Source organism: Priestia sp. 179-F W1.4 NHS (assembly GCF_045369295.1).
Lineage (GTDB): Bacteria > Bacillota > Bacilli > Bacillales > Bacillaceae_H > Priestia > Priestia zanthoxyli.
Genome location: NZ_JBIQFF010000006.1, coordinates 157,853 through 184,425 on the forward strand (window position 1 = coordinate 157,853; position 26,573 = coordinate 184,425).

The window sequence follows — 26,573 nt, forward strand, 5'->3', positions numbered from 1 at the left end:
TGCAAGCACAGCATCCTTTTTTCTACCCCTTTTTAAAGCAGATTAATCTTCTATATAAAAGCCTGCTTTCAGCGAAAGGTATCGGCGTATTTATACGCTTTAAACAGATTTTAATGTTAGAAGTTATAACAAGGTTCATTTCTTTTAGAGAAGTTTATGAAATAATAAAAAATGTATATTTTACGGTCTGAATCTATGTGTTGGAGGTTTTTATATGACGAAACAAAAGCTGATAGTAATCGGAAACGGAATGGCGGGAATGCGCTGTATTGAAGAAATTCTTATTCATTCTCCAGATTGTTTTGATATTACTGTTTTTGGAAGTGAGCCTCACGTTAACTATAATCGAATTTTATTATCAACCGTTTTACAAGGCAGTACAAAGCTTGAAGATATTAACATTCATTCGTTTGCATGGTATAACGAAAATAATATCACTTTATTTAAAGGAGAAAGTGTTACGCACATAGACACCAAGAGAAAAATAATAAAAACAGATAAAAACAGAGAGACGATGTACGACAAGCTTATTATTGCTACCGGTTCGAGCCCGTATATGCTCCCCGTTAAAGGTGCTGAAAAAGAAGGGGTCCTCGGTTTTCGTACCATCGAAGACTGCCGGAAAATGATTGAAATTTCTAAACGGTATAAAAAAGCAGCGGTTATTGGAGGGGGTCTGTTAGGGCTGGAAGCTGCTAGAGGACTATTAAATTTAGGGATGGATGTTCAAGTTATTCATCATTCGGGTTTTTTAATGGAGCGACAGCTAGACAGAGCAGCATCTGCCATGTTAAGAGAAGAATTGGAAAAGCAAGGCATGAGTTTTCTATTAAACAAACATACGGATGAGATTATAGGGGAAAATCGAGCAGAAGGCGTCCGATTTAACGATAACAGCAAAGTTGCAGCTGATTTAGTTGTAATGGCTACAGGAGTGAAGCCAAATGTGAATCTCGCTAAAAAAAGCGGAATAGCAACAAATAGAGCAATTATCGTAAATGATTATTTAGAAACGAGCATTCCGGATATCTATGCAGTAGGTGAATGCGCTGAACATCGGGGGATGACATACGGCCTTGTTGCTCCTCTTTACGAACAAGGAAAAGTCTTAGCGCGACACCTTTGCAAAATGAAAAATGAGGGTTATGGCGGGTCCGTTCTTTCCACTCAGTTAAAAATATCAGGAATAGACGTTTATTCGGTCGGAGAGTTTAAGGAAAATCAAGGTGCAAAAGCTATTACGATTTCGAATATGTTAGATGGTATATACAAAAAAGTAGTTTTTCGCGAAGGGAGAATAGTGGGAGCCGTTCTTTTTGGGGATACCAGTGAGGCTATAAAGCTATCACAAATGATTAGTGAAAAAAAGGATTTGTCGCAAGCGGAAAAAGTACAATTATTTCCTTCTCAATATGAAAAAGAAAATGCAGCAGCTTCTATGCCACTTACAGGTATCGTATGTAACTGTAACGGTGTAACCAAGGGAGCTATTATTGAAGCAGTACAGAAAAATGATTTAACGACAGTAGAAGAAATAAAAAATTGCACGAAAGCTTCTGGTTCATGCGGAGGATGCAAGCCCCTTGTAACAGATCTTTTAACGTATATTCAAAGCAATGAATTTGATGAAAACATTGAACAAAAAACCTTTTGTGCTTGTACACAGCTATCAGAAGATGAGCTGGTAAGAGAAATGCAGCAATATCAATTTGAAACGGTTCAGCAAGTAAGAGAAATGTTAAAGTTTAAAGACATGAAAGGCTGCTCGTTATGTGAAGGCGGTCTTCATTACTATTTAAATATGATGAATCCTCATTATGAAAATAATCGACATTCTTTATTTACTACGGAGAATGAACAGGCCGTTTTGCTTCATGACGGTACTTATGCAGTGGTACCGCAAATTCACGGTGGTCTGACAAATGTACAGGAATTAAGGAACATAGCAAATGTAGCTGAAAGGTACAACATCTCGAATATTCGTTTAACAAGTGATCAGCGCATTCAACTTATTGGAGTGAAAAAAGAATATCTTTCGTTGATAAGTGAGGAAATAGATAGAGGACTTCAGCAGTTATATGAACGTACAGTTAAAAATGTATCTGTTTATATAGGAAAAGGAACGTGTATTTGTCAGTATGAACCTGCTCTTGCTTTATCAAATGAATTAGACAAACAGCTTGAATACGTAAAGACCCCATGCGATATCAAAATCAGTATTGCTTCTTGTTTTCACATTACAGAGGATGTCACAAAAAGTGATATAGGATTAAGAAGAATAGACAGAGGTTGGGAAATATATGCTGGCGGAAGCAGCACAGAAGCCAGAAGCGGGGAGCTGTTTTATGTGGCCGAAACGAACGAAGAAGCGATAGAAATCAGCTGTTCTTTGATTCAATATTACCGTGAAACGGGGAACTATTTAGAAGCTGTCGGCAGCTGGATCGAGCGAGTAGGAATTGTTCATGTCAGAGAAGTTTTGTTTGAGGCAGACAATCGAGAGTATTTAATGAAGCAGCTCAGCTCAGAACGCTCTCGTGCAATCACATATTTATTATAGGAAAGAAGGGTGACCTACGATGACTGAGATGCTGTTGAAATATTTTCGTGAGCAGCAAAAGCAAGTTGAAACCGAGCGTATCTATAATACGCAGTGTCCTTACTGCAGCATGCAGTGCAAAATGCAGTTAGTTGAACAAACACATGTAAAAAGAAAAACGTATAAAACAATTGGAAGAGACAACCCTACTTCTCAAGGAAGATTATGTATCAAAGGAATGAATGCGCACCAGCATCCTTTGCATAAAGATCGGATTCAATATCCTTTGTTAAAAGTAAACGGAGAGTTTGTAAAGATTTCTTGGAGGGAAGCTCTTGACTATATTAAAGAGCACGTTACAGAGATTCAAGAGAAGAATGGAGCAGATGCGCTAGGTGTTTATGGAAGTGCCTCTATTACAAATGAAGAAGCTTATTTATTAGGGAAATTTGCTCGAGTTGCGTTAAAAACAAAGTATATTGATTACAATGGACGCTTATGTATGTCAGCTGCTGCTTCTGCTGCTAGTAAAACATTTGGCATGGACCGAGGATTTACGAATAGCTTACAAGAGATTCCGTTTACTGAATGTATTATGTTAGCTGGAACAAATATTGCGGAATGTCAGCCAACGATTATGCCTTATTTTGAAAAAGCAAAAGAAAACGGAGCTTTTATTATTGCTATTGATCCAAGAGAGACAGGTACAACTAAAATAGCTGATTTACACCTGAAGCTTAAACCGGGGAGCGACGCGGCATTAGCCAATGGAATCTTGAAGGTCATTATAGAAGAAAATTATCTAGATGAACGATTTCTACAAGAACGTGTTAATGGATTTGAAGAGGTAATGCAATATGTGGCGTCTCTAGAATTTAGTGTCATTGAAGAAATAACGGGAGTGCCGCTTGAGAAAATGTATCAAGCTGCCCGTATGTTTGGTCAAAGAGAAACAGGAATGATTTTTACTGCTAGAGGGGTAGAGCAGCAAACAGACGGGAGTGCTGCTGTGCAGAACTTTTTGAATATTCTACTTTCTGTCGGGAAAATCGGTAAACCTTGCTGCGGATATGGAGCCATTACTGGTCAAGGAAATGGGCAAGGAGCCCGAGAACACGGTCAAAAAGCAGATCAGCTTCCAGGCTATCGTTCAATCGAAAATCACGAGCATCGTATGTACATAGCAGATGTTTGGAACATAGAGGAGAAAGATCTTCCTAGAAAAGGTGTTTCTGCATATGAAATGATTGAAAAAATTCATGATGGTGAAATTAAAGGGCTGTTTCTGGTATGTTCAAATCCAACCGTTTCAAATCCAAACGCTAATTTTGTTAAGAAGGCTTTTGAAAAGCTTGAATTTCTAGTGGTAGCAGATATGTTTGAATCAGAAACGGCAAAATTAGCAAACTTAATTTTACCAGCATCCTCTTATTTGGAAGATGAAGGAACGATGACAAATGTAGAGGGAAGAGTTACATTGCGCGAAGCTAGCTTTCCGCGCCGTGGCGAAATCAAACACGACTGGGAAATACTATGTGAAATTGCTAAAGTTTTAGGGAAAGAGGAACATTTTTCGTTTTCATCAGCTGAAGAAATATTTAATGAACTGCGAATAGCAAGTAAAGGAGGAATCGCGGATTACTCCGGTATTACGTACGAACGATTACGAGCGGAAAAAGGAATTTTATGGCCATGCAGAAGCTTAACGGATAAAGGAACCGAGCGCCTGTTTGAAACACGTTTTGCTCATAGTGATGGAAAGGCGATGATGGTCCCTGTCTCGAATCAAGCTATTGTTCCTAAAGCAAAAATAACGAAAAAATATCCTCTCTATTTAACAACAGGGAGAGTGGTGTCACACTATTTAACGGGTGTACAAACGCGAAAAAGTGCATCTTTATCTGCTAGAAATTTCGAATCTTTTATGGAAATCCACCCTTCAACAGCGAAAAAATATGAAATATCGAATCAAGAATTAGTACAAATTGAATCTTCATATGGAAGGATTGTGGTAAGAAGCAAATTTTCAGAGGGCATTCGGCCAGATACCGTATTTGTTCCTTTTCACTGGGCGGATTCTCAAAATGTTAATAACCTTGTTTCTGAGAAATTAGATCCCGCCTGTAAGATGCCTGGCTTTAAAGTAAGTGCCGTGAATATTAGCCCTTCTGTAAAAAGAAGCAGTTATTAAAAATGCTGATGCAAAAAGCCTCTTGCAAAAAGAGGCTTTTTACGTGGAATCAGGCAAGGTGCTTTTGGTTAATACGTACATCTTGTTTTTTGAATCCAGAATAATTCAGTAAGAGACAGAATAGAGCAAAAAGCGCTAGTAAGGAAAAACCGACAACGTAATCTCCGCTTGTATCTTTTATAAAGCCTAGCACAATAGGAGGGAAAAAGCCGCCTACTCCTCCGAATGCTCCTACGATCCCCGTAACAGCTCCAATATTTCCTGTTGAAACAGATGGAACCATTTTAAAAACAGCTCCATTTCCGATACCAAGGGTAATGGCTGCAAGTAAGCAACCTGCGCTGAATAGCGCGAAGGAGCTGATGGTAAAGGCGATAAATAATCCTATTAGCAGCATTCCGGTAAAGACAAAGGTGAGTACTTTTTTTGCTCCGAATACATCCGATAAATATCCTCCAAGAGGCCGTACAAACGTTGCTAATACAACAAAAATAGCTGTTTTCAGCCCGCTGTCTACGGTTGATGCATTAAATTGATCGTGCAAAATGGTAGGGAGATAGATGCTGAATGTGACAAATCCACCGAATGTTAAAAAATAGAAAACGGACAAAAACCACGTTTCTCTAAATTTTAATACCGATAAAGATTCCTGCAGCGTTTTAGGAGAAGCTGCAGAGGGGTGGTCTGAAGTTCCTACCCATAATAAAAGAGCCATTAAAGCTACCACAATTGCTAAACTCCAAAATACCCAAGGCAAGCCAAAAGAAGAAAAGATAAGTGGAATACTAAAGCTTGCTACCGCTGATCCTAAGTTGCCCATCCCGGCAATTCCTAAAATAAAACCTTGCTTTTGAGGTGAATACCATTTAGAGACATATGTAATGGAAATAGCAAATGTTGTTCCAGCCATGCCGATAAAAAATGCCCAAAAGAGCAGCATGGAGTAAGAATGAGTAAAGCCTGCACAAATGGTAGGGAGTAAAAGAGCAAGCATTGTTAACGAATACACTTTTCTTCCGCCGAAGCGATCTGTTAAAATTCCCATCGGAATCCGCATGAGTGAACCTAATAAGACGGGAGTGGCAATTAAGATACTTTTTTCAGCGTTGGTTAATGAATACATCACTTGAATATCTGCGGCGATAGGCGCGAAGACAGACCATACTGAAAAAGCAATAATCATAGATAAAGTCGAGATAAGAAGTACAGATAAGGGCCGTTTAGAAAACATTGCTTAAAAACCTCCTTTTTTATATACAGCGTAAAGCTGTTGCAATATGGTAATTATGATACTACGCTTTCTTTCTTATGTATCATTCTGTGTTAGGCTTTCTACCGTGGTTTTATGGGAGACCTATATTACTAGTAGAAATGGGAGGAAACTTAAAAATACACGAAGTGTTCATAAAAAAACTCTCATCGTCATGCGCAGCGATGAGAGTTTTTTTATCAGTAAAAGTATCATTGCTTATTCAGCCGTCGCAATTTCTTCTTCTACATCATGGTCTTCTAAATTAGCATTTAGAAATTCACTTGTTTCCGATAAATTGAGATTTAATTTCGTTTTTTTGCAAATTTGAATGGTAACATCCTGAACGGAGACGTCTAAAACATGTCCACCTTCTTTTTTATATTCATCAATAAAGTGCAGGTGATACCCGGGAACACCGATGCCTGAAGAATATTCCGGCGTGTAAAAACCTGCTAGTGTTCCATTTACATCTGAAGATGTAAATGTAGGCTGATCAGCAGCTGCATCTACCATGGAAGGATAGGGTTTCTCTTGCTTTGCAACAGTGCGAGTTTTTACTTCTTTAAACTTCCCGTCAATGCGAACTGCATAGAATAAATTCGGACTGGGAATAAGCTCGTTCATTAAGGTTTCTAGTTGTTCACGGTTCATTTCCTCTTCTACACGATAAGAGATATCTTCATAAAAGGTTGTCATAATGGCAAAAGGTGTTTTTGCATCTTCACTAATAGGTGCGGCTTTCCCATCAGCAATATGATAAAACTCTCCGTCAAAGGCAATCATTTCACCGTCCAATTGATTAAAAGTACCGATGCCGAAATCACCTTTTTTAGCTAATTCCTTGTATGTGACAACACCGTCAAACACGCCGTCTAATAAAGCAATCATAGTGGAAGTTTGGTGAATCGTTAATTTTTCTTTATTGCTCATTCTTTACTCAGTCCTTTCAGTTAATTTGATCTGGCAGTAGCTGTGTATTTAATTTTTCATTATCTTTATAATCTACAGGAACATCGATGATAACGGGACCTTGTTCACGAAAAGCGTTTGCTAGAGTGTCCGAAAATTCTTCTGGTGAGTTCACTCTAAATCCTTTGGCACCAAAACTTTCAGCAAATGTAACAAAGTCTACACTGCCAAACTCCACTGCAGATTTTCGGCCATATTTAATCTGCTGTTGAAAGCCAACCATATCGTAGGTTTGATCGTTCCAGATAATGTGAACAATTGGTAAGTTTAACCGAATGGCTGTCTCGAGCTCCATAGCTGAAAATAAAAACCCGCCGTCTCCAGACATGGACAGAACTTTTTTATGGGGGCGAACGAGTGCAGCTGAAATAGCCCAAGGCAAAGCAACACCTAGCGTTTGCATGCCGTTGCTGAATAGTAAATGCTGAGGTTCATAGGAACGAAAATAACGAGCCATCCATATGTAATGCGAACCAACGTCACATGTAATGGTAGTATCATCTTCAACAAAGTCCTGCAGAGCTTCAATTAACTGTAGGGGATGAAGGTGAGTGTCATTAGAAAACTCGTACTGATCGTCAGGTTGTTCAAGTTTGCTTTTTAGCGTTTTTAAAAAAGAAGCACTTTCTGTTGAACGTATTAAAGGTGGGAGTTTATCCGCTAATATGTCGAGGGTGCTTGGGATATCCCCTACTAACTCAATTTCCGGCTGATAATGGTGGTCAGCTTGTGCTTGTACATCATCTAAATGAATAATGCTTCTTTGACTTTCTGAGTTCCAAAGAGAAGGAGGGTATTCAATTGGGTCATATCCGATTGTTAAGACGACGTCAGCATGCTTCAATAAGACGTCTCCAGGCTGATTGCGAAAAAGACCTACTCGTCCAAAAAAGTGAGTTTCAAGCTCTCGTGAAACAGCTCCCGCACCTTGGAACGTTTCTACGACAGGAAGGTCATGTTCTGCTACGAGTTGACGGATTGATTCCACTGCTTTAGATTTACTTGCTCTCATACCTAAAAGTAAAACAGGTAGTTTTGCTGTGCGAATAGTGTGTATAGCTTGGGCAACAGCGTCTAAATTAGCAGCGCCAATCGTAGGAGTTTTTAGAAAGGATAGAGTGGAAGCTGATGTTTCGCCATCCATTACATCCTGCGGCAAGCTGACAAAAGATGCTCCTGAAGGAGAAGAAACAGCTTCACGAAAGGCGTCTGTTATCACTTCTGGAACGTTTGCAGCATCTTCTACCTCAACGCTGAATTTGGCGATAGATTTAAATAGTCCTTCATTGTCCATTGATTGATGTGTCTTTTTTAATCGATCTGCTCTTGGAACGGCTCCTGCTAGGGCTACCACTGGATCACCTTCAGAAGTAGCAGTGACAAGGCCAGTGGCTAAATTAGCGGCACCTGGACCTGATGTGACAAGGCAAACGCCCGGCGTACCTGTCAATCTTCCCATAGCAGCTGCCATAAACGCAGCATTTTGTTCGTGGCGGCAAACAATTACTTCCGGTCCTTTTTCTTTCAAAACATCAAATACGCCATCAATTTTGGCTCCTGGAATGCCAAAAATATAAGGCACATTCTGACTTGCCAAACTTTCTACTAGTAAATCGGCGCCTTTTTTTGTTTCGGTAGTATCAGCATTACTCATCATGCATTCTCTCCTTTAAGTTTCTTAAATAAGTTTTAAGGCCTACTGATTGAATACCCAATTTGTATGACAACTAACCAAAGGAAAGGAGAAGGTTCTTATTTTCTAAATGAAAAACTTCCCTAATTAATTAGGGAAGCAGGGATGTACCTATTGCGAATAAAACACATCTGTTTTATCTGTAGGTTTATGGTACTTGGGGGATAGCAAGTGAAAGTCCTACGCGGCTCTTATTTGGTATGGTTAAAAAGCTTTTGGTAACGAACAATTTTTTGATCTAGCTTTTGACTTAATTTTAAGATCTCACCGTGAGAATAGCTGCTTGTTTTCTTAGCTAATTGGTAAATATCTGATTGTAAGGCTCGAATTTCTTTTTCTAACTGTGGTTGCTTCATTGAAATCCTCTCCAAGTCAGAATACTTCTATCTTCTATCTTTTATCTAATAGTATGAAATTCCTTCATATTTGTAAAATGTTTTTTGTTTTGAAAAATATGAAATAGGTGAAGAGCTGCTGACAAGCTTTGTCGAACACTTTTTTTACCTATTTTCAACAAATATGATATACTAAGGCTAGGAAAAGTGACAATCCGGAGCGCACGTTCAGTTATTCTTAACAAGCGAATGAATTCTTAGCTTTGACAAGTTTAACTTGTAAGGTGAAGAAATTCATCACATAATCTTATTAGATCTGAACCTTGTTAGCCCGGATGAGGATTTGTTGAAAACGATTCACTAGAAAAAACCTTCGAGACCGCCAACTCGGAGGTTTTTTTATTTTTGTGTATGGGAAGTAAAAAAAAGACATAGACTAATAAAGAAAAAGGTCCTGCACCCATAATCGGCCGTAGTTGATTACACCTTGTCCATTTCTGCAAGGAAGCTGTCTTTTTACTATAGGGAAGTGCCGCCAAACACCATTCCCTAAAGACAATCAGCACACGAGCCTTATGGATGAAGAACCCTTTAGACGATACTTATGGGTGATTACTTATTTTGCTACTGGAAAAATAGCAAAATAAGAGCGACTATGGCTCCTAAAAGCTCGACGTAAGCCGTTAGGAGCTGAACATTCTCAGCATCTAGGAAAAATGACTTGAGGATTTGTCTCAGACTATCCACCACCTTTTTTTCCTTGCGTGAATTCCCAAGGGAAAGAAAGGGGACGACAGTGCTTCTTTATTTTAACAAAAGTAGGAAATGATAAGTAGATTTATTTGAAGGATAAATTAAAAAAGCATGTAAAATACATGCTTTTTTAGTTTGGGTAAATTTCTTTTATACGTCCGACTTGTCCATCTGTTAAACGAACTTTAATGCCGTGAGGGTGAAAGCTTGAATTGGTCAGAATGTCTTTGACCGTTCCATGTGTCAGTTTTCCAGAGCGCTGATCTGCTTTTAAAACAATGTCGACTTTAATTCCAGGAGCTACGTCTTTTCTATTTTGTCCGTTCATTATACACCTGTTCTCTTTCGCTGATTATTCGTTTTTTTTGTTTGTTGACTTGTCAGCTTTTTGGTTGCTTGATTAGTACTGCTGTTCTTAGCTTTATTTGAAGATTGGTTTTTCTTATTAGCAAGCTGCTGTTTAATAGCATCTTGAAGACTAATTTTCTTTTTTGATTGTTCTGTCATAAAGGTTCCTCCTGAATACGTACATCGTCTGAAAAAACAAAGAAAGTAAGGGAATGAAAAAGCTGACTATCTAGTCAGCTTTTTTTAATTAGAAACAGTGACTTCTTCTACAGGCTGCATAAGTACAGCTTCTTTATCAGGGTACGTTTTTTCAATATGATGTTCTCCCCAAGAGCATAGCGAATCAAGAATACTTTTTAAAGACCATCCGTAATCTGTTAAAGAATATTCTACTCGAGGCGGCATTTCATTGTACATTTTTCTAACAATGATGCCGTCTGCTTCAAGCTCACGAAGCTGCTGCGTTAATACTTTTTGTGTAACGCGCGGCATAATTCTTTTTAATTCTCCAGGACGTTTTGTCCCTTTAATTAAGTGGCAAAGAATAACGACTTTCCACTTGCCTCCAATGACTTCTAGTGCCGCTTCCACTGGAATATTATATTTTTTCACGTTAACAACTCTCCTTGTTCTAGAGATAACGGTTAAATGCATGGTTTCGCATTTTTTCTGATGTTTATCATACCACTATAGCGCAGAATTTTCTAGGTGTAAGCATTTTTTTAGAATACCCAATAGTTCATGACTTTAGTATTTACGCTTATTGTAACCTCCGGGTACCTATATCACTTGAAAGTGCGTACTTTTTCTTTGGTTTTACATCGCTCATAATAACAATTGTTGATGGCCGGTTAGCGAATATATGAAGGGTACCTAAGCTAATCAGCTGTAAGAGAAGCTATTATAAAAAGTTATTATAACGAACAGGAGGCGTTAAGAAGTGAATACACTTTCACAAACACAACAAAGTAAAAAAAGCGGTGCTTTGCCGCTATTAGCGCTAGCTATTAGCGCCTTTGGAATCGGGACAACAGAGTTTGTTCCAGTAGGTTTATTATCATCGCTTGCAGAGGATTTAAATATTTCTATTACACTAGCAGGGTTATTAATTTCAGGGTACGCAATGGGAGTTGCATTTGGAGCGCCCGTATTAACAGCATTAACAAGTAAAATGAGCAGAAAATCATTGCTGATGCTATTAATGGTTATTTTTATCGTAGGAAACTCAGTAGCAGCTTTATCAACAAGCTTTGGGCTGCTGCTTATAGCACGAATTATTACTGCATTTTCACACGGGATTTTCTTTTCTATCGGTGCGACTATCGCTGCTGATTTGGTGCCGGAAGATAAGCGGGCAAGTGCCATTGCTTTAATGTTTACAGGTTTGACAGTTGCAACTGTTACAGGTGTTCCACTTGGTACATTTATCGGACAAGCTTTCGGCTGGAGAGCAACATTTTGGGGGGTAGCGTTACTTGGCGTTATTGCCATTATTGCCAGTGCTCTTTTAGTGCCTAAAAACTTAAAAGAAGCGCCGCCGGCAAAGTTTAGTGATCAATTAAAAATTTTGAAAAACGGGCCGCTTTTACTATCGTTTGCTATTACTGCTTTAGGTTATGGCGGAACGTTTGTAGCTTATACGTATTTAGCACCTATTCTTGAAAAGTTAACAGGATACGCACCAAGCGCAGTTAGTATCTTGCTATTAGTATACGGCGTAGCAGTAGCCATCGGAAATACGATTGGAGGAAAAGCTGCGAATAAAAATCCGTTAAAAGCATTATTTTGGATGTTTTTAATTCAAGCCGTTATCTTAGTTATTTTATCGTTTACTGCATCGTTTAAAGTAGCGGGAACAATTACAATTTTTGCTATGGGCTTATTGGCATTTATGAACGTACCTGGACTGCAAGTGCTGGTCGTGAACTTAGCTGAAAAGTATGTTCCTTCAGCAGTAAACGTAGCCTCTGCGCTGAATATTGCTGCATTTAACGTTGGAATTGCTATTGGTTCTTTTGTAGGCGGCCTGATTGTTGATTCCATTGGTCTTGTTCATACTCCTTGGATTGGAGGAGTGATGGTTTTAGGAGCGGTCTTATTAACCGCATGGAGCCGCTCAATAGAAGCAAAAGCAAAATAAAACAGAGATCATCGCCTTTTGCGATGATCTCTTAGCTATAAAAGGAGAGGAAGCAAATGACTGCATTTCAATATCATAAGGCGTATCGTCGTATGTACAAGGAGAATGAGTTAACGTTAGGTTTGCATATGCCGCTTGAAAATTATCAGTATGCCACGCCTACGATGGAGAAACAAGTAGAGCTCACGCAGCTTGCAGAACAATATGGATTTACAAGCTTATGGTTCCGTGATGTCCTTCTTCAAGATCCATCATTTGGCGATCCAGCCACGGGTCAAATTTATGATATGCTTATTTATTTGACTTACCTTGCCAGTCAAACAAAAGAAATTGCTCTCAGTACATCTGCTATTGTGCTGCCTTTACGCCATCCGCTTCGTGTAGCTAAAGAAATGGCAACCATTGATCAGCTTTTTCCTGAGCGTTTGATTATGGGCGTATCCTCTGGAGACCGTCAAGCAGATTTTCGAGGGTTAGGTATTCCTCATGAAGAAAGAGGAAAGCGATTTGCAGAGGCTTTTCATTATTTAGAAGAAGCGTTAAATAAAGAATTTCCATCTATCCAGTCTGCTTTGGGGTCCATTCAAGGAGCAAATGTTGTTCCTAAGCCAACGAAACGTATTCCAACGATGATCACGGGATACAGCCAGCAAAATATGGAGTGGTTTGCACAGCATGGAGACGGCTGGATGTATTATCCTCGTCATCCGCATTTTCAAGCAGAAGCCATTAAACAGTGGAGAGAACTGGTTGATATCTATCATCCAGGCGTTTTTAAACCTTTTACACAACCTATGCATCTAGATTTGGCAGAAGATCCAAATGAAATGCCAACGCCAATTCGTTTAGGATTTCGAGCAGGGCGTAATACATTAATTGAGCTTCTTTCTATTTATAAAGAAATAGGAGTTAACCATCTCTTTTTTGCTCTTTTTGATAGTAAGCGTCCGGCTGAAGAAGTCATACATGAGCTTGGTGAAGAAGTGCTTCCGCATTTCCCGTCTCATATGTAGCAAACAAAAAGAGGCTGAGACAAAAGCAGTTTACTTAAAGGAAAATCCGAACGATGAATCGTTCGGATTTTTTCATTTATCCAATTCGCTCATCTTTAGATTCCAGATTCCATTGATTTCGTTATGTCTAACTCTCTTTTTATATAGATTTCAAGTTATAGGATATATAAGAAATATGTATTAGAGTTATTGATTCTATGTTCTTTATAATAAAAGTATCCATTATCTCCTTGGGTGATATAAAGTCGAAAGGAGAAACACGATGAGTGTTGCATTTCTATTTCCAGGACAAGGTGCACAATATGCTGGTATGCTTCATGATATAAAAAATAAATGGGGATTAACGACTACGTTTGAAGAAGCAAGTGAGGCTTTAAATCAAGACGTATTATCGTTAGATTCGTCAGAAAAATTAAAATATAATAAAAATGTTCAGATATGTCTTTTTATTGCAGGAGTGGCTACGGCTAGATCGTTTAAAAACAAAGGTTACTCGCCAGACGTGGTAGGAGGGCATTCAATAGGGGCGTTTGGAGCAGCAGTTATATCTGAAGTGTTATCTTTTAAAGAAGCTCTTTTTCTTGTGGGAAAAAGAGGGGAACTGATGGGAAATGCCTATCCTGATGGTTATGGTATGGGGGTCGTAATGGGACTGCGCGAACATCAGCTTCTCTCTATTGTACATGAAATATCCACCGATGCAGCTCCTGTTTACGTAGCGAATCTAAATGCTCCTGATCAAATAACGCTTTCTGGCACCTTAAAAGCAATTGAGGAAGTTCTTGAAAAAGCATCTAAAAAAGGGGCTAGGAAAACCAAATTGCTTCATGTAACGGTGCCTTCTCACTGTCCTCTTATGGAAGGAGTTTCGAGCGAATTACGAAAAATAATAACGGAAGTGAAAGGAAAAGACCCGATCGTTCCTTTTATAGGTAATTGTAAAGCTCGGAAATTATGGAAAGCTGCTGATATTAAGGAAGATCTGGCAGCGAGTGTTGCCCTGCCCGTCCGTTGGCATGATATGACGGAAGTTATGTATGAAATGGGTACAAGATTATATATTGAAATGGCTCCAGGAAGAGTACTAACGGATTTGACTGCTAAGAGCTTTCCGGAAGCAAGGGCTATTTCTGCAGCCGAATCTACTATGAAATCTGTGTTAATTTTAATGGAGAAAGAAAAAATGTAAGCGCATTAATTTAGGAGTAGAAGAAAGGAGCTAGAACATGAGTGGAATAAAAAAAACTTCAAAATCATGGACAACCCGCCGAGATCAAAAAGCAGCTCGCCTTGCGAAAATAGACCAACTTCTTAAAGGAAAGTTATTGGATAATGAACACATTATTGAAGCGTTAGAATTGCTTATATCACCCGGAGATAAAGTAGTGCTTGAAGGAGACAATCAAAAGCAAGCATCTTTTTTATCAAAGGCGCTGAATGAAGTAAGCGCTGATAAAATAAACGGTCTTCATATGATTATGTCTAGTATTTCACGCCCGGAACACCTCGACATATTTGAGAAAGGAATTGCTGAAAAAATTGATTTTTCGTACGCCGGTGCTCAAAGTCTTCGCGTATCTCAAATGATTGAAGATGGCACGTTGAAAATGGGAGAAATTCATACATATCTAGAGCTTTACGGACGCCTTTTCATTGATTTAATTCCCAATATTGCATTAGTGGCTGCCGATAAAGCGGATGCACAAGGTAACTTATATACAGGAGCAAATACGGAAGAAACGCCGACGATTATCGAAGCAACAGCGTTTAAGGACGGAATTGTCATTGTGCAGGTAAATGAACTTGTTGAAGAACTTCCGCGAGTTGATATTCCGGCTTCTTGGATTGATTGTATCGTCGTGGCCAATCAGCCTTATCAATTGGAAGCTTTATTTACCCGAGATCCTCGTCATATTACAGAGCTCCAAATTCTAATGGCTATGATGACGATTCGAGGTATCTATGAGCGCCACAGCGTACAATCATTAAATCATGGCATTGGCTTTAATACAGCTGCAATTGAGCTTTTACTGCCTACCTATGGAGAAAAGTTAGGGCTGAAAGGTAAAATATGCAAGCACTGGGCTCTGAACCCTCACCCTACGCTAATTCCGGCTATTGAAAGCGGATGGATTGAGAGCGTACACTGCTTTGGCGGAGAAGTAGGAATGGAACAATACACAGCAGGCCGTCCAGATGTATTTTTTACAGGACGCGACGGCAGCCTGCGCTCAAACCGTGCGATATGTCAAGTCGCTGGTCAATATGCGGTAGATGCTTTCGTGGGATCAACTTTGCAAATAGATGGAGAAGGAAATTCTTCTACCGTCACATCTGGACGTTTATCAGGGTTTGGCGGAGCGCCTAACATGGGGCATGATCCTAGAGGCCGACGGCATTCTACGTCTGCTTGGTTGGATATGATGAACGATAAGCATGAATTAGCAAGAGGCAGAAAGCTAGTTGTACAAATGGTTGAAACCTTTCAATCAGGAAATGAGCCTGTTTTCGTTGAGTCTTTGGATGCGGTAAATGTAGCTAAACAAGCAAACTTAGCTACTGCTCCTGTCATGATTTACGGGGATGATGTGACACATGTCGTGACTGAAGAAGGAATTGCTTATTTATATAAAGCACAAAGCTTGGAAGAAAGAAAAGCAGCGCTTGAAGCAGTAGCGGGGGTAACGCCTATAGGGTTACGGCACAACCAAAATAAAGTGGAAAGAATGCGCAGAGATGGCTTAGTGGCTTTTCCGGAAGATTTACAGATTCGCCGTACGGAAGCAAAGCGTTCGCTGTTAGCGGCGAAAAGTGTAGAAGATTTAGTAGAATGGTCAGATGGTTTATACAATCCGCCTGCTAAATTTAGGAGCTGGTAAAAAATATGCGTATTCAAGAAGAGCCAAAAACAACTGTGTTTTCTTCATGCCTGATAGCTAAAATGGCAGTTACCGCTTTGGTTGATGAAGCGTTACTTACACCTAAGCCGGGGCTTGTAGATGCAGCAACAACTGGATCTCATCAAGATATGAATATTGAGACGCTGCTAGCCTCTGCTTATGCTTTACAACCGACCTTCTCACAGATTGCATTATATAGTCAAGGAAAGCAGCCAAGTCAGATGCTAAGGGAAGAAATTGCTCGAATTGGACGCGAAGGTGAACAAATTATGTACGCGGCTACGGATGGTGTCAATACACACAAGGGAGCTATTTGGGCATTAGGTCTACTTGCTTCTGCAACAGCGGTTTGCGGTATTCAAGCATCACCTGCATCCATCACAGAAGCTGCAGGAAAAATTGCTCGTTATGCAGATCGCTTTTGTACTCTGCATTCATCTAATGGACTTCGTGTGAAAAAAAAGTATGGCGCAAAAGGAGCGGCTGGAGAGGCGAAGCAAGGATTTCCTCACGTGATTCATATAGGCTTGCCTGCTTTACATAAGGCTCGCAAGCTAGGCATACATGAAACATCAGCGCGGATTGATACTTTAGTAACACTAATCGCCAATCTTGATGATACGTGTATTTTGCATCGTGCTGGTCCAGTTGTGTTAGAGGAGGTTAAAATGGCGGCATCCAATGTGTTAGAAGTTGGAGGGGGATCTACATCAATAGGAAAACAGCGGCTGGAAGCGTTAGATCATATTCTTCTATCATCTAACGCTTCTCCAGGTGGAAGTGCAGATTTGCTGGCTGCTGTATTATTTTTAGATCGAATATCTCTTTTTAAAGAATCATAAAAGTCTGCAGGGAGGAGTGAGTGGCTAATGGAAACGTTAGTGTTTAAATACAAAGCCGATCGAAAGTTAACTCAGCGCGCACATGTAGGCGTTGTTGGTTCAGGGGATTTAGAAATCTTAATGGCTCCTTCTGATGAAGAACATGCTCACGTATCAGTACGAACAGGAAGTGAAGGGTTTAGTGAAACCTGGAAAGCCGTATTAGATCGGTTTTTTAGTGCTCATATGATTCAAGCGAAAATTGTAATTAATGATTTCGGTGCTACGCCCGGTGTAGTCGCTTTGCGTCTTGCACAAGCTTTGGAGGTGAGTAGAAATGGGAGTGAATAATCAAAGCTTTATTGAGTTAAATGGAAGAGAACGAGCGCAGGCAATCTTAGATCAAGGTACATTTCGTGAGCTGCTCGGCCCTTTTGACGGGATCGAGTCGCCTCATTTACCTAAGCAAAATATTGTTCCTCAAAGCGATGATGGTGTCATCATAGCAAGTGGGCTAATAGCAGGGGAGCCAGCAGTTGTCATTTCAATAGAAGGAGGATTTCAAGGGGGAGGCATTGGTGAAGTATCGGGAGCTAAAATTGCAGGAGCTTTAGAATTAGCTCTTAATAATCACAAAAAAGGTGTTCCTGTTAGACCTGTTTTTCTATTCGATACAGGAGGGGTAAGGCTGCAAGAAGCGAATTATGGACTTTTGTCGATATCTGAAATTGGCTCAGCGGTAGTTGCTCTGCGTGAGCATACACCTGTTGTCGGAGTTATTTCAGGAAATGTAGGCTGCTTTGGAGGAATGTCTATCACTGCTTCACTCTTTAGTTATCTCATTATGACAAAAGAAGCAAGGTTTGGTCTTAACGGCCCTGAAGTGATCGAACAAGAAGCGGGGGTTGAAGAGTTTGATGCAAGAGACCGAAGCTTAATCTGGAAAACGATTGGCGGTATTCAACGCTATGAAACGGGGTTTGCAGATACATTAGCACAGGATGATGTTACTGCTATTCAACGAGCGATTCAAGAGACGTTTCAAAAAAAAGAAAAAGTAGCTAGTAAAACAGAACAAGTAGATTTTTATAGGCATTTGCTTAGCAAGGTTGATCCTTCAGAAAAAATGGCTCCTTATCAATTTCAAGAATTGTATAAAGCAACAAAAAATGAACATATCCCTTCAGCAGTCTCTTACTCGTTGAACGAAGTTCCAGGTAGCATGCCTAACAGCCGCGGTCGCGTGTGGATTAACGCTTTAATAAATGATGAAGAAGCAGATTTTGAAATTCCTTCCGTTCTTTATAAAGACGCACTGCTAGGAAGAGAAAAGGTCCGATATATATCGGTTGTACCTAATCCTTATAATCGTTTCTTACGTGCACGAAAAGGGGAAGTAGGACTAGATGAAGGATGGGCAATTGCTAAGCACGTTCGTGAAGTAATACAAGAAGATCGAAATCAATCTCCGCGCCCTATAATTGCCATTGTGGACGTACCGAGTCAAGCGTATGGCTATCATGAAGAACTTCTAGGTATTCACTATGCTTGCGCTGCTGCAGCTGATGCTTATGCAGCAGCGCGCTTAGCAGGTCATCCGGTTATTACGTTAATTGTCGGAAAAGCAATTTCAGGAGCATTTTTGGCTCATGGATACCAATCGAATCGAATTTTGGCTTTAAAAGACGAAGGAGTGAATGTTCACGCCATGTCCAAACAGTCGGCAGCGCGCATTACTAAAAGAAGTATAAAAGAACTTGAGGAAGCTTCAAAGAAAGTCCCGTCCATGGCTTATGATATTAAATCATTTGCTTCACTTGGCGCTTTATATGAGCTGGTTAGCGGTATTCAAGCAGAGCAGCCCACAGAGCGTGACGTTCAAATGATTCAAGATATTTTAATTGGAGCAGTAGAAGATGTTCGCTGTGAAGGTGTATACGATTTAAGCAGCCGGCTGCACAGTGAGCAAGCAAGAAAGGAAGGGCGAAAAGCTTCTTTATGGGTAAGAGGTGAGTTGGAAAAACAATGGAATATATAGCTCATGATTTGCTTCAGTTAAAAGAGGAAGCAAAGCTTATCAGTTATACATCTATCCCCGAGTGGGTGGAATATTCATTAGCCAAGGCTCCATTTGTAGTGGTAAGGCGTGCTGTTCACCGAGATAAACTGATACCTATTGGAGTAAGAGGAGAACGAAGGAATCAGCGTTTTGGTGCTTTTTTATCTGAGGAGGCCATTAAACAAACAATTAGGCCGGAAAATCTCGTTTCATTTTTTCAAAACGCCCAGTATAGAAACATGCCAGCTATACGCGCTTTGGAAGAGGTGGCTATTATTTTTGAAAAATTTGCGTGGGGACCAACCGGCAGTGTAGGGTTCGAGCTTGCAAGCGGTGAAGAAGTTGTCACGACAACCAGTGATTTAGATGTACTTATTCGCCTTTCTTCTTATTTGTCGGTGAAACAAGCGGAAATGATAGTCAGTAAGCTAAAGAGATGCCCAGTTTCTGTAGATGTACAGGTAGAAACAGAAAAAGGAGCCTTTTCTCTAGCGGAATACGCAAAAGGCGAAGAGACGCTGCTTCTGCGTACTGTATATGGTCCTGCCTTAGTAAAACTGAATCAATTAGCATAAAAGACGGATGAGGGATTTGCACCTTTTCCGTCTTTTCTGTCAATACCAGCTTTTTTCTTGGCTTAACAAACGCTTGGCTTCAAGAAAAAATATTTGAATAAACTTTTTGGTGTTAATGCGAATCGGCAAAATTTTAGAATCTCCCTGCAGTTCTTTCATTTTTTTACGAACGGCTGTAAAGTCAAAAAACTTAGAAGCATAATTTTCAAACTTTGGATTTGAAAAATCTGTTAATCCAATAGAAGCAAAATGATTCAGTGAGTGAGTAACTGCTCGTCTTATTCGCTGTTCACAAGCCTTGGTTTCACGATTAATTTCAATAGAAGACGCGTGAGCTCCCAATTTTTTCTCAGCGACATTCACAAAAATATTTTTTAGAGAAGGGAAATGTTTTTCCACACTTTCTCTTTGGTCATAAGTGTACAGAAACTGTAAAATATCCAGTAAATCTTTTGCACCATTTTCTCCTACAATACCTAATTCGGCTAATAAGAATTTCCCTACATCGTATAGATGGGCTTGTTTCGTTATCGGCTGGCTTGAAGGGGGAGCGTGATGGGCTGTCGCTAAACTATTCAAGGAGGTTTTAATATCATCGATTGATTTCTCAAGAGAGATTCGTTCAATTACTTTTCGAATAACCGTTAAAATTTCAATTCGATTAATTGGTTTTGTAATATAGTATTCAATTCCTAATGAATAGGCTTCTCCTATTAATTCTTTGGACTCTACCTGTGAAATCATAATCATTTTTCCTTTAAATGAATCTTTTAAATGACGGATCGTTTCGATTCCATCTCGTCCTGGCATAAGTAAATCAATAAATAAAATATCAATTTGCTTTAAATTTAACGTAGAGGCATCTAAAAAGCTGCCGTCTACGACTTCTTCTACAACTTCTCCTAAATCCTCATCTTCAATCAGCTGACTGAGCGTTGAACGAATGGCTGAATCATCATCTGTAATACAAAATCGCATAAACTCATCCTTTCTGAATTAGATTACAAAGAGGTATTTGAATGATAAAAATCATCCCGTTATCTCCTTGTTTAGCTTCAATCGTACCTCCAAGTTCTTGAACAATATCTCTTACATAAGAAAGGCCAATTCCAGTAGAGGGATTTCCAAATTGATCGTATTTTGAGGTGAAACCAGGTTCAAAAATAGCTTTTTCGTACTTCAAAGGCACGCCAGGACCATCATCTTGTACATGAAATTCTACAAATTCAGCTTGTCTATGTACGGATAAAACAATCATTCCCTCATCTTTAATCGCCTCCACTGCGTTTGCTACCAAGTTATTAATGATCGATAAAATTGTGTAAACGTGGTAGCTGAAATGTTCCCCAGTGACAGAGGAAAAAAAGCTAATTTGTTTGTGAAGAGAATCGGCATATTTTTTGTTGATGCGTACGATCAGCTCGATTAATTCCTCTGCTTTCATATAATTTTGGAAACTTTCATTTGAAATTGTTTTAGATAAGCCCGCAAAAATACGTTGGTTGTCTTTTTTTACTTCGTGAATATCTCCGGCAATCCGAAGCGCTTTTTTACTGAGCGATTGGTTAAGCACAGAATGATCTTTTTCCTGCTGATGTAATAAACGGTATAAATCGTACGAGGCTTTTGTAATCACTTCCGTATTATGAAGGGTCTTTTTTAAATGAACGGTTTCTTCATAAAGGCTTGTAATAAGCATTAGCATGTGCTCATTTTGTTTGCGAATTTGACGTTCTCGTGACTGTGATTCATAAATTGTCATCATATTAAAAAAGCTAAGTACAATGAAGCTGTGAGCAAAAGCAATAACGGCCATGTCGGATAATGAATCGATATGAATGGTTGTGTGCAAAACGATATACTGCGCAGTTAGTTCGACTATATCAGCAGCTATTTCAATGATGAGTCCAATTAATCCAATCACAATAGCACTATAGTTCATGCGGCTTACTTTAAAAATAAAAAATAAAAGTGCATACGTAAAGTAAAAGAAAAACGTAGGGTAATGCGTATGTGCAGAAGCCGCAAATTGAAAATGATCGAGCGTGATATAATCGAGCATGATGCGAAAGAGAACGACGCTTAAAGCGGTTAACAAGCCGCCAGATAAAACGGTTTTCCGTTTTAAAAGCAATAGGAAAAAGAAAAATGTTGGAGCTCCAAATGTAATTCGAAATGTTTCATTTAACGGATAAAATTTTAGCTCTCCCGCCAGCGGAACAGTAATGAGCATGAGCAATAAAATGTACGGATCTTTTCGAATGAAAGATTTAAAATTCAGATAATTACACCTCCTGAAGTGATTCGTGAATTAGTATACATTGTGACAGCGTCCAGCACAATGGAGAAGAGTACCAAAGATAAAAATATAATTCAAAAAAGTTTTGTAGGTTTTTGTATGCTCTCGTAGGTTGCATTGTACATTAAAAACGAAAATGAAATCCCGCTTTATGAAAGCGCTTTAAAATAAAAAGTTAATGAAGTGATGAGGTGATTTTAATGAAAAGAGAAATTGAACAGGAAATGTCTTACTTACAGGTCACTGCAAAAGAGCAGTTACACGAGTGGGTAGAGCAAATAAAAGAATTTTCGTCAGAAGGAAAAACGGCTGATTATATCCCTGCTCTGAAAGATATGGACTCGTCTCAATTAGGTATTTGTTTGATTGGTGCTGACGGAACGGTTATCCAGTCTGGGGATTATGAAGCGGTATTTACTCTTCAAAGTATTTCTAAAGTCATTAGCTTTATAGCAGCTTGCTTATGTTGCGGCATTCCCTACGTACTAGAGAGAGTGGATGTAGAGCCAACTGGAGATGCATTTAATTCTATTATAAGACTGGAAATGCATAAACCAGGAAAGCCGTTCAATCCTATGATTAATGCCGGTGCTTTAACGGTTTCATCTCTTTTATCTGGAGAGACGGCAAAAGAAAAACTAAGCTATTTGTTTGATGTAATAACAATGCTTACAGGGAAAACACCACTCATTAATGAAACCGTCTTTGAATCAGAATGGCAAACGTCTCATCGAAATCGTGCGCTTGCCTACTATTTAAAAGAAACAAACTACTTACAAGGAGAAGTAGAAGAAGTTCTAGAGGTTTACTTAAAGCAGTGCTCAATTGAAGTAACGACTGAAGATATTGCGCTGATCGGATTAATTCTGTCATTAGACGGGTACCATCCAGTGTTTCACAAACAAGTAATTCCAAAAGAAGTAGCTAAATTAACAAAAGCGCTTATGCTTACATGCGGTATGTATAATGCCTCAGGAAAGTTTGCGGCATTTGTTGGTATGCCAGCTAAAAGCGGTGTATCAGGAGGAATCATGTCATTGGTGCCACCTAATACGAAAAAGCAGTCTCCATTTCCAGACGGATGCGGTATCGGAATTTACAGTCCAGCTATTGATGAGTACGGGAATAGCGTAAAAGGCGTTACGCTGCTAAAAAAAATCGCAAAAGAATGGGATTTGAGTATTTTTTAGTCTATTTACGTACTATTCATTCGCTTCAATAATATAAACACCAAGAGAAAAAACTTTCATGTTTTGCATTTGTTCTACCAAATTTTTTAATGAGGTGATAGGCGTGCAACAAGCAATCGAAAGTGTAATTAGTGTCATCAATGATTTTTTTTGGTCGAATTTATTAATTATTTTACTTGTATCAATCGGTATTTATTTTACGATCCGCTCTCGTTTTTTGCAGTTTCGCATGTTGAAAGAAATGGTACTTGTTTTGAAAGAAGGACGAGCGGCTAAAGATGGGGGAGTCTCCCCGTTTCAAGCTTTCTGCATAAGCATGGCAGCTCGAGTAGGAACAGGAAATATTACCGGTATAGCGATTGCTATTGCTCTTGGTGGCCCGGGTGCTGTATTTTGGATGTGGATTATTGCCATTATCGGTTCAGTATCAAGTTTTGTAGAAAGTACACTCGCTCAAATCTATAAGGTAAAAGGGTCAAACGGATTTCGAGGAGGACCCGCTTACTATATGGAAAAAGGGTTAAATAAAAGATGGATGGGCGGGCTATTTGCTGTACTCATTACACTGTCATTTGGCCTGGTGTTTAACGCTGTGCAGTCTAATACGATTACGCTGGCATTTGAGAACTCTTTCGGAACGAGCCGCTTATTGATTGGGATTATTATGACAGTTATATTTGCGATAATTATTTTTGGCGGGATCAAACGCATCGCCAAGATATCGGAATACATCGTTGTCGTATTAGCCGTTTTATACATTGGAATGGCTCTGTTCATCATCTTTAAAAGTATTGATCAAATGCCTGCGGTTCTATCTCTAATTGTGAAAAATGCATTTGGATTTGAACAGGCGCTTGGGGGATCAATTGGTGCAACGTTAATCAACGGAGTAAAGCGGGGACTGTTTTCCAATGAAGCAGGAATGGGAAGTGCTCCCAACGCGGCTGCAACTGCAGTGACGAGTCACCCAGTTAAACAAGGTCTTATCCAAGCATTTGGTGTCTTGACGGACACACTTGTGATTTGTACAAGCACAGCATTTATCGTTCTCTTATCTCCCGCCTATAAGCAGGGACTAAGCGGCATTGAATTGACGCAAGCTTCTCTTAGTACACATATCGGTTCTTGGGCATCAGGATTTTTAGCTATCATGGTATTTCTATTTGCTTTTAGTACGTTAATTGGCAATTATTATTATGGAGAAACGAATATTGAATTTTTAAATTCAAATAAGATGTGGCTTTGGTCTTATCGTGTAGGTGTTTTAGCGATGGTTATTTTTGGGTCGGTTGCTCAGCTTCAGCTTGTATGGAATCTGGCAGACTTATTTATGGGGATGATGGTAGTGGTGAACTTAATTGCTATTTTTCTATTATCGAAAGTGGCGTTTTCTGCCTTGCATGACTATACTCAGCAGAAAAAGGAAGGGAAAAATCCAGTCTTTTATAAAGATGTATTAGAAAACAATCAGAATATTGAATGTTGGGAAAGAGAATCGACTTCATCCCCTTCTGAAAAAGAGAATATTATCTAAAAAAAGTTCAGCCAGTTGGCTGAACTTTTTTTTATGCGTTTTTCTTTAATTCAGTTTGCGTAGTGCCTTTAGAAAATAATGTTTCTTTCACGCCATTTGTTGCTGCTTTGGTTTTTGCAGCAAAGATTGGATTTAAAATAAAAACTACGAGTAGGTTAGATAATAATCCCCAGAACCCTTCATAAAGGCCAAATGAATTTCCTGTGGCATGAACGGTAAACGTTACAACCAGCCCTACTACTAATCCAGCAATCGTACTTTCTTTCGATTGATTTCTCCAAAACAGGCTGATAACAATAGCCGGGAAGATTTGTACCATGCCGGATACCCCTAGTAACTGTAGGGAAACAAGTGCTTGTGGGAATAATAAACCGAATAAAAGTGCCAGTCCAATAACAACAAAAACCATAGAACGAGTAACCATTGTTAATGTTTTACCTTGTACATTTGGATTAATTAAATCTCTAAATATATTATTTGCAAATAAGTTAGACGCTCCGATAGCCATGATAGAACATGGAATTAATGAAGCAAGAGCAATCGTTGCATAAGCTAACCCTTGGCCAATGCCACCATATGAATATTGAATCAAGGTTAATAATGCTAATCTAGGATCCGTTGTATCTTGAGGTAATACTTGATAAGCAATAAACCCTAAGAAGATGACTAGAATTAAAACAATATTGTAAAGAGGTAAGAAGACAGCATTTTTACGAAGCGAATCTGCACTTTTAGCAGTGAAAACACCTGTAGCAGCGTGGGCCCACATGAATAAAGCTAAAGCAGATACGAGTGATGCTGTAATAAACCATGGAATGCCCTTAGGTCCTTGTGTTGGGATCGTTAATAGCTGAGGTGCATCCTTTGCAACATTGTCAATCATGTTGCCCCAGCTTCCAAAATGCATAATTGGCAGAGAAACAACCATAAATAACATAATCGCCCATACTAAAATATCTTTAATAATTGCCGTATAAGTGGGACCTTTAATTCCGCTGAAAAAAGTATAAAGAGCCACAAGAAAGAATGAAAGAATAACGACAGCTTTTACATTAATGTAGCCAGTTCCTGCAACGCGAAGAGTATCTTGAATACCGCTAAGCTGAAGATCGATATATGGAATAAGCATCAATACACCTACTATGGCAATTAAAGAGGAGAGAAATTTACTGCTAAAACGTTCTCTAGCATAATCAGCAAGTGTAGTAAGTTTGTGCTTTTTAGCAACAGTCCAAAGTTTTGGAAGAAAAAAGTATGAAATTAAAAAGGCTAAAACAGAGTAAGGAATGGCAAAAAATGCGATGCTTCCTCCTTGATAAGCTGTACTTGTAAGACCTAGGAATGTATAAGCAGTATATAAATCTGCTCCTACTAAAAGCCAGACGAGCAGGCTTCCAAAACGTCTTCCCCCCACAGCCCACTCTTCAACGGAGCTTCTAGATGATTTGTCACGTCCTGCTATAAAGCCAATGGCGATAACGACAAGAACAATTGCTGATGTGATTAAAAGTGCGGTTAAATTTCCTTGCATTATTCAATGTCCCCCCAAGATTTTTGTAAACGATAAATGATAAATGTACACACAGGCGTTAAGAAGACCCATAAAAATAACCATAAATGCAAAATAGGTAATCCAAAAATAATTGGATGAATGTTATTTACAAAAGGTAAAAAAGCGAATTGAGCAATAAACGGAATGATGAATAAAATAAATATTATGAATTTTCTGTTCAATTTTTACTCCTCCTCTAAAATTTATCTAACAATGTTCACTATGATAGCAAGTCTGACATAGTAAAGCAATAAGTTTTTTGAAAATTTCGTTATAAATTACGAAAATTTTTTTAGAAAAACAAAAAAAGGGTATGAGAAGAAGATATTTGAAATGATTAGGGAAGAAAAAGCAGGAGAGAACCTAAGCGCAATTGCCTTTGAAACAAAAAAAGAACGGAAAAGAAGAAA

The 26,573-nt window shown here is 39.0% G+C and carries 23 protein-coding genes; 12 read left to right on the plus strand and 11 right to left on the minus strand.

Annotated elements, in window-relative coordinates:
* Positions 1-214: 214 nt before the first annotated feature.
* Both nirB and nasC read left to right on the plus strand, forming a co-directional pair.
* The gene (gene nirB, locus ACH0CI_RS22760; RefSeq protein WP_406902303.1) at positions 215-2,560 is read left to right on the plus strand and encodes a nitrite reductase large subunit NirB; all 2,346 of its coding nucleotides are present in this window, start codon (positions 215-217) and stop codon (positions 2,558-2,560) included.
* A 19-nt stretch (positions 2,561-2,579) separates the two neighbouring features.
* The gene (nasC, locus tag ACH0CI_RS22765; RefSeq protein WP_406902304.1) at positions 2,580-4,730 is read left to right on the plus strand and encodes an assimilatory nitrate reductase catalytic subunit NasC; all 2,151 of its coding nucleotides are present in this window, start codon (positions 2,580-2,582) and stop codon (positions 4,728-4,730) included.
* A gap of 49 nt (positions 4,731-4,779) precedes the next feature.
* On the opposite strand, the gene ACH0CI_RS22770 is transcribed toward nasC, so the two are convergent.
* The 7 genes from ACH0CI_RS22770 to ACH0CI_RS22800 all read right to left on the minus strand — a co-directional run bounded on the left by ACH0CI_RS22770 (position 4,780) and on the right by ACH0CI_RS22800 (position 10,692).
* Positions 4,780-5,961 (minus strand): MFS transporter, encoded by a 1,182-nt coding sequence (locus ACH0CI_RS22770; RefSeq protein WP_335707100.1) that lies wholly within the window; start codon positions 5,959-5,961, stop codon positions 4,780-4,782.
* 237 nt (positions 5,962-6,198) lie between these two features.
* Positions 6,199-6,912, minus strand: coding sequence for an acetolactate decarboxylase (gene budA / locus ACH0CI_RS22775; protein WP_335707101.1), 714 nt, complete (start codon positions 6,910-6,912; stop codon positions 6,199-6,201).
* 16 nt (positions 6,913-6,928) lie between these two features.
* Entirely contained in the window at positions 6,929-8,608 is a 1,680-nt protein-coding gene (gene alsS / locus ACH0CI_RS22780; protein ID WP_406902305.1) for an acetolactate synthase AlsS, read from the minus strand.
* 227 nt (positions 8,609-8,835) lie between these two features.
* Positions 8,836-9,000 (minus strand): aspartyl-phosphate phosphatase Spo0E family protein, encoded by a 165-nt coding sequence (locus ACH0CI_RS22785; protein ID WP_080754377.1) that lies wholly within the window; start codon positions 8,998-9,000, stop codon positions 8,836-8,838.
* A gap of 862 nt (positions 9,001-9,862) precedes the next feature.
* The gene (locus ACH0CI_RS22790) at positions 9,863-10,060 is read right to left on the minus strand and encodes a YwbE family protein (protein ID WP_028407531.1); all 198 of its coding nucleotides are present in this window, start codon (positions 10,058-10,060) and stop codon (positions 9,863-9,865) included.
* The gene (locus tag ACH0CI_RS22795) at positions 10,060-10,239 is read right to left on the minus strand and encodes a hypothetical protein (RefSeq protein WP_060744848.1); all 180 of its coding nucleotides are present in this window, start codon (positions 10,237-10,239) and stop codon (positions 10,060-10,062) included. Before ACH0CI_RS22795 ends, ACH0CI_RS22790 begins: the two co-directional genes overlap by 1 nt.
* Positions 10,240-10,323: 84 nt before the next feature.
* Positions 10,324-10,692 carry a winged helix-turn-helix transcriptional regulator gene (locus tag ACH0CI_RS22800; protein WP_013055500.1) on the minus strand — a complete coding sequence of 123 codons (369 nt, stop codon included), beginning with the start codon at positions 10,690-10,692 and terminating at the stop codon, positions 10,324-10,326.
* Positions 10,693-11,020: 328 nt separating this feature from the next.
* On the opposite strand from ACH0CI_RS22800, the gene ACH0CI_RS22805 reads away from it, so the two are divergent.
* The 8 genes from ACH0CI_RS22805 to ACH0CI_RS22840 all read left to right on the plus strand — a co-directional run bounded on the left by ACH0CI_RS22805 (position 11,021) and on the right by ACH0CI_RS22840 (position 19,588).
* A complete protein-coding gene (locus ACH0CI_RS22805; protein WP_406902306.1) occupies positions 11,021-12,220 on the plus strand; it encodes an MFS transporter in 1,200 nt (399 codons plus the stop codon).
* A 56-nt stretch (positions 12,221-12,276) separates the two neighbouring features.
* Positions 12,277-13,233 (plus strand): LLM class oxidoreductase, encoded by a 957-nt coding sequence (locus tag ACH0CI_RS22810; RefSeq protein WP_033578094.1) that lies wholly within the window; start codon positions 12,277-12,279, stop codon positions 13,231-13,233.
* A 262-nt stretch (positions 13,234-13,495) separates the two neighbouring features.
* A complete protein-coding gene (locus tag ACH0CI_RS22815) occupies positions 13,496-14,422 on the plus strand; it encodes an ACP S-malonyltransferase (protein ID WP_406902307.1) in 927 nt (308 codons plus the stop codon).
* 37 nt (positions 14,423-14,459) lie between these two features.
* Entirely contained in the window at positions 14,460-16,112 is a 1,653-nt protein-coding gene (gene mdcA, locus ACH0CI_RS22820) for a malonate decarboxylase subunit alpha (RefSeq protein WP_406902308.1), read from the plus strand.
* Positions 16,113-16,117: 5 nt separating this feature from the next.
* The gene (locus ACH0CI_RS22825) at positions 16,118-16,975 is read left to right on the plus strand and encodes a triphosphoribosyl-dephospho-CoA synthase (RefSeq protein ID WP_406902309.1); all 858 of its coding nucleotides are present in this window, start codon (positions 16,118-16,120) and stop codon (positions 16,973-16,975) included.
* A 27-nt stretch (positions 16,976-17,002) separates the two neighbouring features.
* A complete protein-coding gene (locus tag ACH0CI_RS22830) occupies positions 17,003-17,305 on the plus strand; it encodes a malonate decarboxylase subunit delta (RefSeq protein ID WP_335707108.1) in 303 nt (100 codons plus the stop codon).
* On the plus strand, positions 17,292-18,992 hold the full coding sequence (gene mdcD / locus ACH0CI_RS22835) for a biotin-independent malonate decarboxylase subunit beta (RefSeq protein WP_335707109.1): 1,701 nt from the start codon (positions 17,292-17,294) through the stop codon (positions 18,990-18,992). Before ACH0CI_RS22830 ends, mdcD begins: the two co-directional genes overlap by 14 nt.
* Positions 18,980-19,588, plus strand: coding sequence for a malonate decarboxylase holo-ACP synthase (locus ACH0CI_RS22840; protein WP_406902310.1), 609 nt, complete (start codon positions 18,980-18,982; stop codon positions 19,586-19,588). Before mdcD ends, ACH0CI_RS22840 begins: the two co-directional genes overlap by 13 nt.
* A 39-nt stretch (positions 19,589-19,627) precedes the next feature.
* On the opposite strand, the gene ACH0CI_RS22845 is transcribed toward ACH0CI_RS22840, so the two are convergent.
* On the minus strand, positions 19,628-20,566 hold the full coding sequence (locus ACH0CI_RS22845; protein ID WP_028412292.1) for a response regulator: 939 nt from the start codon (positions 20,564-20,566) through the stop codon (positions 19,628-19,630).
* A 4-nt stretch (positions 20,567-20,570) separates the two neighbouring features.
* On the minus strand, positions 20,571-21,821 hold the full coding sequence (locus ACH0CI_RS22850; RefSeq protein ID WP_406902314.1) for an ATP-binding protein: 1,251 nt from the start codon (positions 21,819-21,821) through the stop codon (positions 20,571-20,573).
* A gap of 266 nt (positions 21,822-22,087) precedes the next feature.
* Between ACH0CI_RS22850 and ACH0CI_RS22855 the strand changes: the two genes are divergently transcribed.
* Positions 22,088-23,077: a glutaminase gene (locus tag ACH0CI_RS22855; protein WP_028412290.1), complete on the plus strand. Its 990-nt coding sequence runs from the start codon at positions 22,088-22,090 to the stop codon at positions 23,075-23,077.
* A gap of 103 nt (positions 23,078-23,180) precedes the next feature.
* Positions 23,181-24,611 (plus strand): alanine/glycine:cation symporter family protein, encoded by a 1,431-nt coding sequence (locus ACH0CI_RS22860; RefSeq protein WP_335707112.1) that lies wholly within the window; start codon positions 23,181-23,183, stop codon positions 24,609-24,611.
* A 31-nt stretch (positions 24,612-24,642) separates the two neighbouring features.
* Here the strand turns inward: ACH0CI_RS22860 and ACH0CI_RS22865 are convergent, their stop codons facing one another.
* Together ACH0CI_RS22865 and ACH0CI_RS22870 are read right to left on the minus strand one after the other, a co-directional pair.
* Positions 24,643-26,142 carry a sodium:solute symporter family protein gene (locus ACH0CI_RS22865; protein WP_028412288.1) on the minus strand — a complete coding sequence of 500 codons (1,500 nt, stop codon included), beginning with the start codon at positions 26,140-26,142 and terminating at the stop codon, positions 24,643-24,645.
* On the minus strand, positions 26,142-26,345 hold the full coding sequence (locus ACH0CI_RS22870; RefSeq protein WP_033578104.1) for a DUF3311 domain-containing protein: 204 nt from the start codon (positions 26,343-26,345) through the stop codon (positions 26,142-26,144). The genes ACH0CI_RS22865 and ACH0CI_RS22870 overlap by 1 nt, the downstream gene beginning before the upstream one ends.
* Between the last annotated feature and the right edge of the window lie 228 nt (positions 26,346-26,573).

Bases quoted from the DNA above. Each gene is read 5' to 3' on its own strand.
- budA (WP_335707101.1), bottom strand. From the start codon at position 6,912: ATGAGCAATAAAGAAAAATTAACGATTCACCAAACTTCCACTATGATT.
- nasC (WP_406902304.1), top strand. From the start codon at position 2,580: ATGACTGAGATGCTGTTGAAATATTTTCGTGAGCAGCAAAAGCAAGTT.
- alsS (WP_406902305.1), bottom strand. From the start codon at position 8,608: ATGATGAGTAATGCTGATACTACCGAAACAAAAAAAGGCGCCGATTTA.
- ACH0CI_RS22840 (WP_406902310.1), top strand. From the start codon at position 18,980: ATGGAATATATAGCTCATGATTTGCTTCAGTTAAAAGAGGAAGCAAAG.
- ACH0CI_RS22770 (WP_335707100.1), bottom strand. From the start codon at position 5,961: ATGTTTTCTAAACGGCCCTTATCTGTACTTCTTATCTCGACTTTATCT.
- ACH0CI_RS22850 (WP_406902314.1), bottom strand. From the start codon at position 21,821: ATGCTCATTACTGTTCCGCTGGCGGGAGAGCTAAAATTTTATCCGTTA.
- ACH0CI_RS22795 (WP_060744848.1), bottom strand. From the start codon at position 10,239: ATGACAGAACAATCAAAAAAGAAAATTAGTCTTCAAGATGCTATTAAA.
- ACH0CI_RS22865 (WP_028412288.1), bottom strand. From the start codon at position 26,142: ATGCAAGGAAATTTAACCGCACTTTTAATCACATCAGCAATTGTTCTT.
- mdcD (WP_335707109.1), top strand. From the start codon at position 17,292: ATGGGAGTGAATAATCAAAGCTTTATTGAGTTAAATGGAAGAGAACGA.
- ACH0CI_RS22825 (WP_406902309.1), top strand. From the start codon at position 16,118: ATGCGTATTCAAGAAGAGCCAAAAACAACTGTGTTTTCTTCATGCCTG.
- ACH0CI_RS22830 (WP_335707108.1), top strand. From the start codon at position 17,003: ATGGAAACGTTAGTGTTTAAATACAAAGCCGATCGAAAGTTAACTCAG.
- ACH0CI_RS22815 (WP_406902307.1), top strand. From the start codon at position 13,496: ATGAGTGTTGCATTTCTATTTCCAGGACAAGGTGCACAATATGCTGGT.
- ACH0CI_RS22845 (WP_028412292.1), bottom strand. From the start codon at position 20,566: ATGCGATTTTGTATTACAGATGATGATTCAGCCATTCGTTCAACGCTC.
- nirB (WP_406902303.1), top strand. From the start codon at position 215: ATGACGAAACAAAAGCTGATAGTAATCGGAAACGGAATGGCGGGAATG.
- ACH0CI_RS22785 (WP_080754377.1), bottom strand. From the start codon at position 9,000: ATGAAGCAACCACAGTTAGAAAAAGAAATTCGAGCCTTACAATCAGAT.
- mdcA (WP_406902308.1), top strand. From the start codon at position 14,460: ATGAGTGGAATAAAAAAAACTTCAAAATCATGGACAACCCGCCGAGAT.
- ACH0CI_RS22855 (WP_028412290.1), top strand. From the start codon at position 22,088: ATGAAAAGAGAAATTGAACAGGAAATGTCTTACTTACAGGTCACTGCA.
- ACH0CI_RS22810 (WP_033578094.1), top strand. From the start codon at position 12,277: ATGACTGCATTTCAATATCATAAGGCGTATCGTCGTATGTACAAGGAG.
- ACH0CI_RS22790 (WP_028407531.1), bottom strand. From the start codon at position 10,060: ATGAACGGACAAAATAGAAAAGACGTAGCTCCTGGAATTAAAGTCGAC.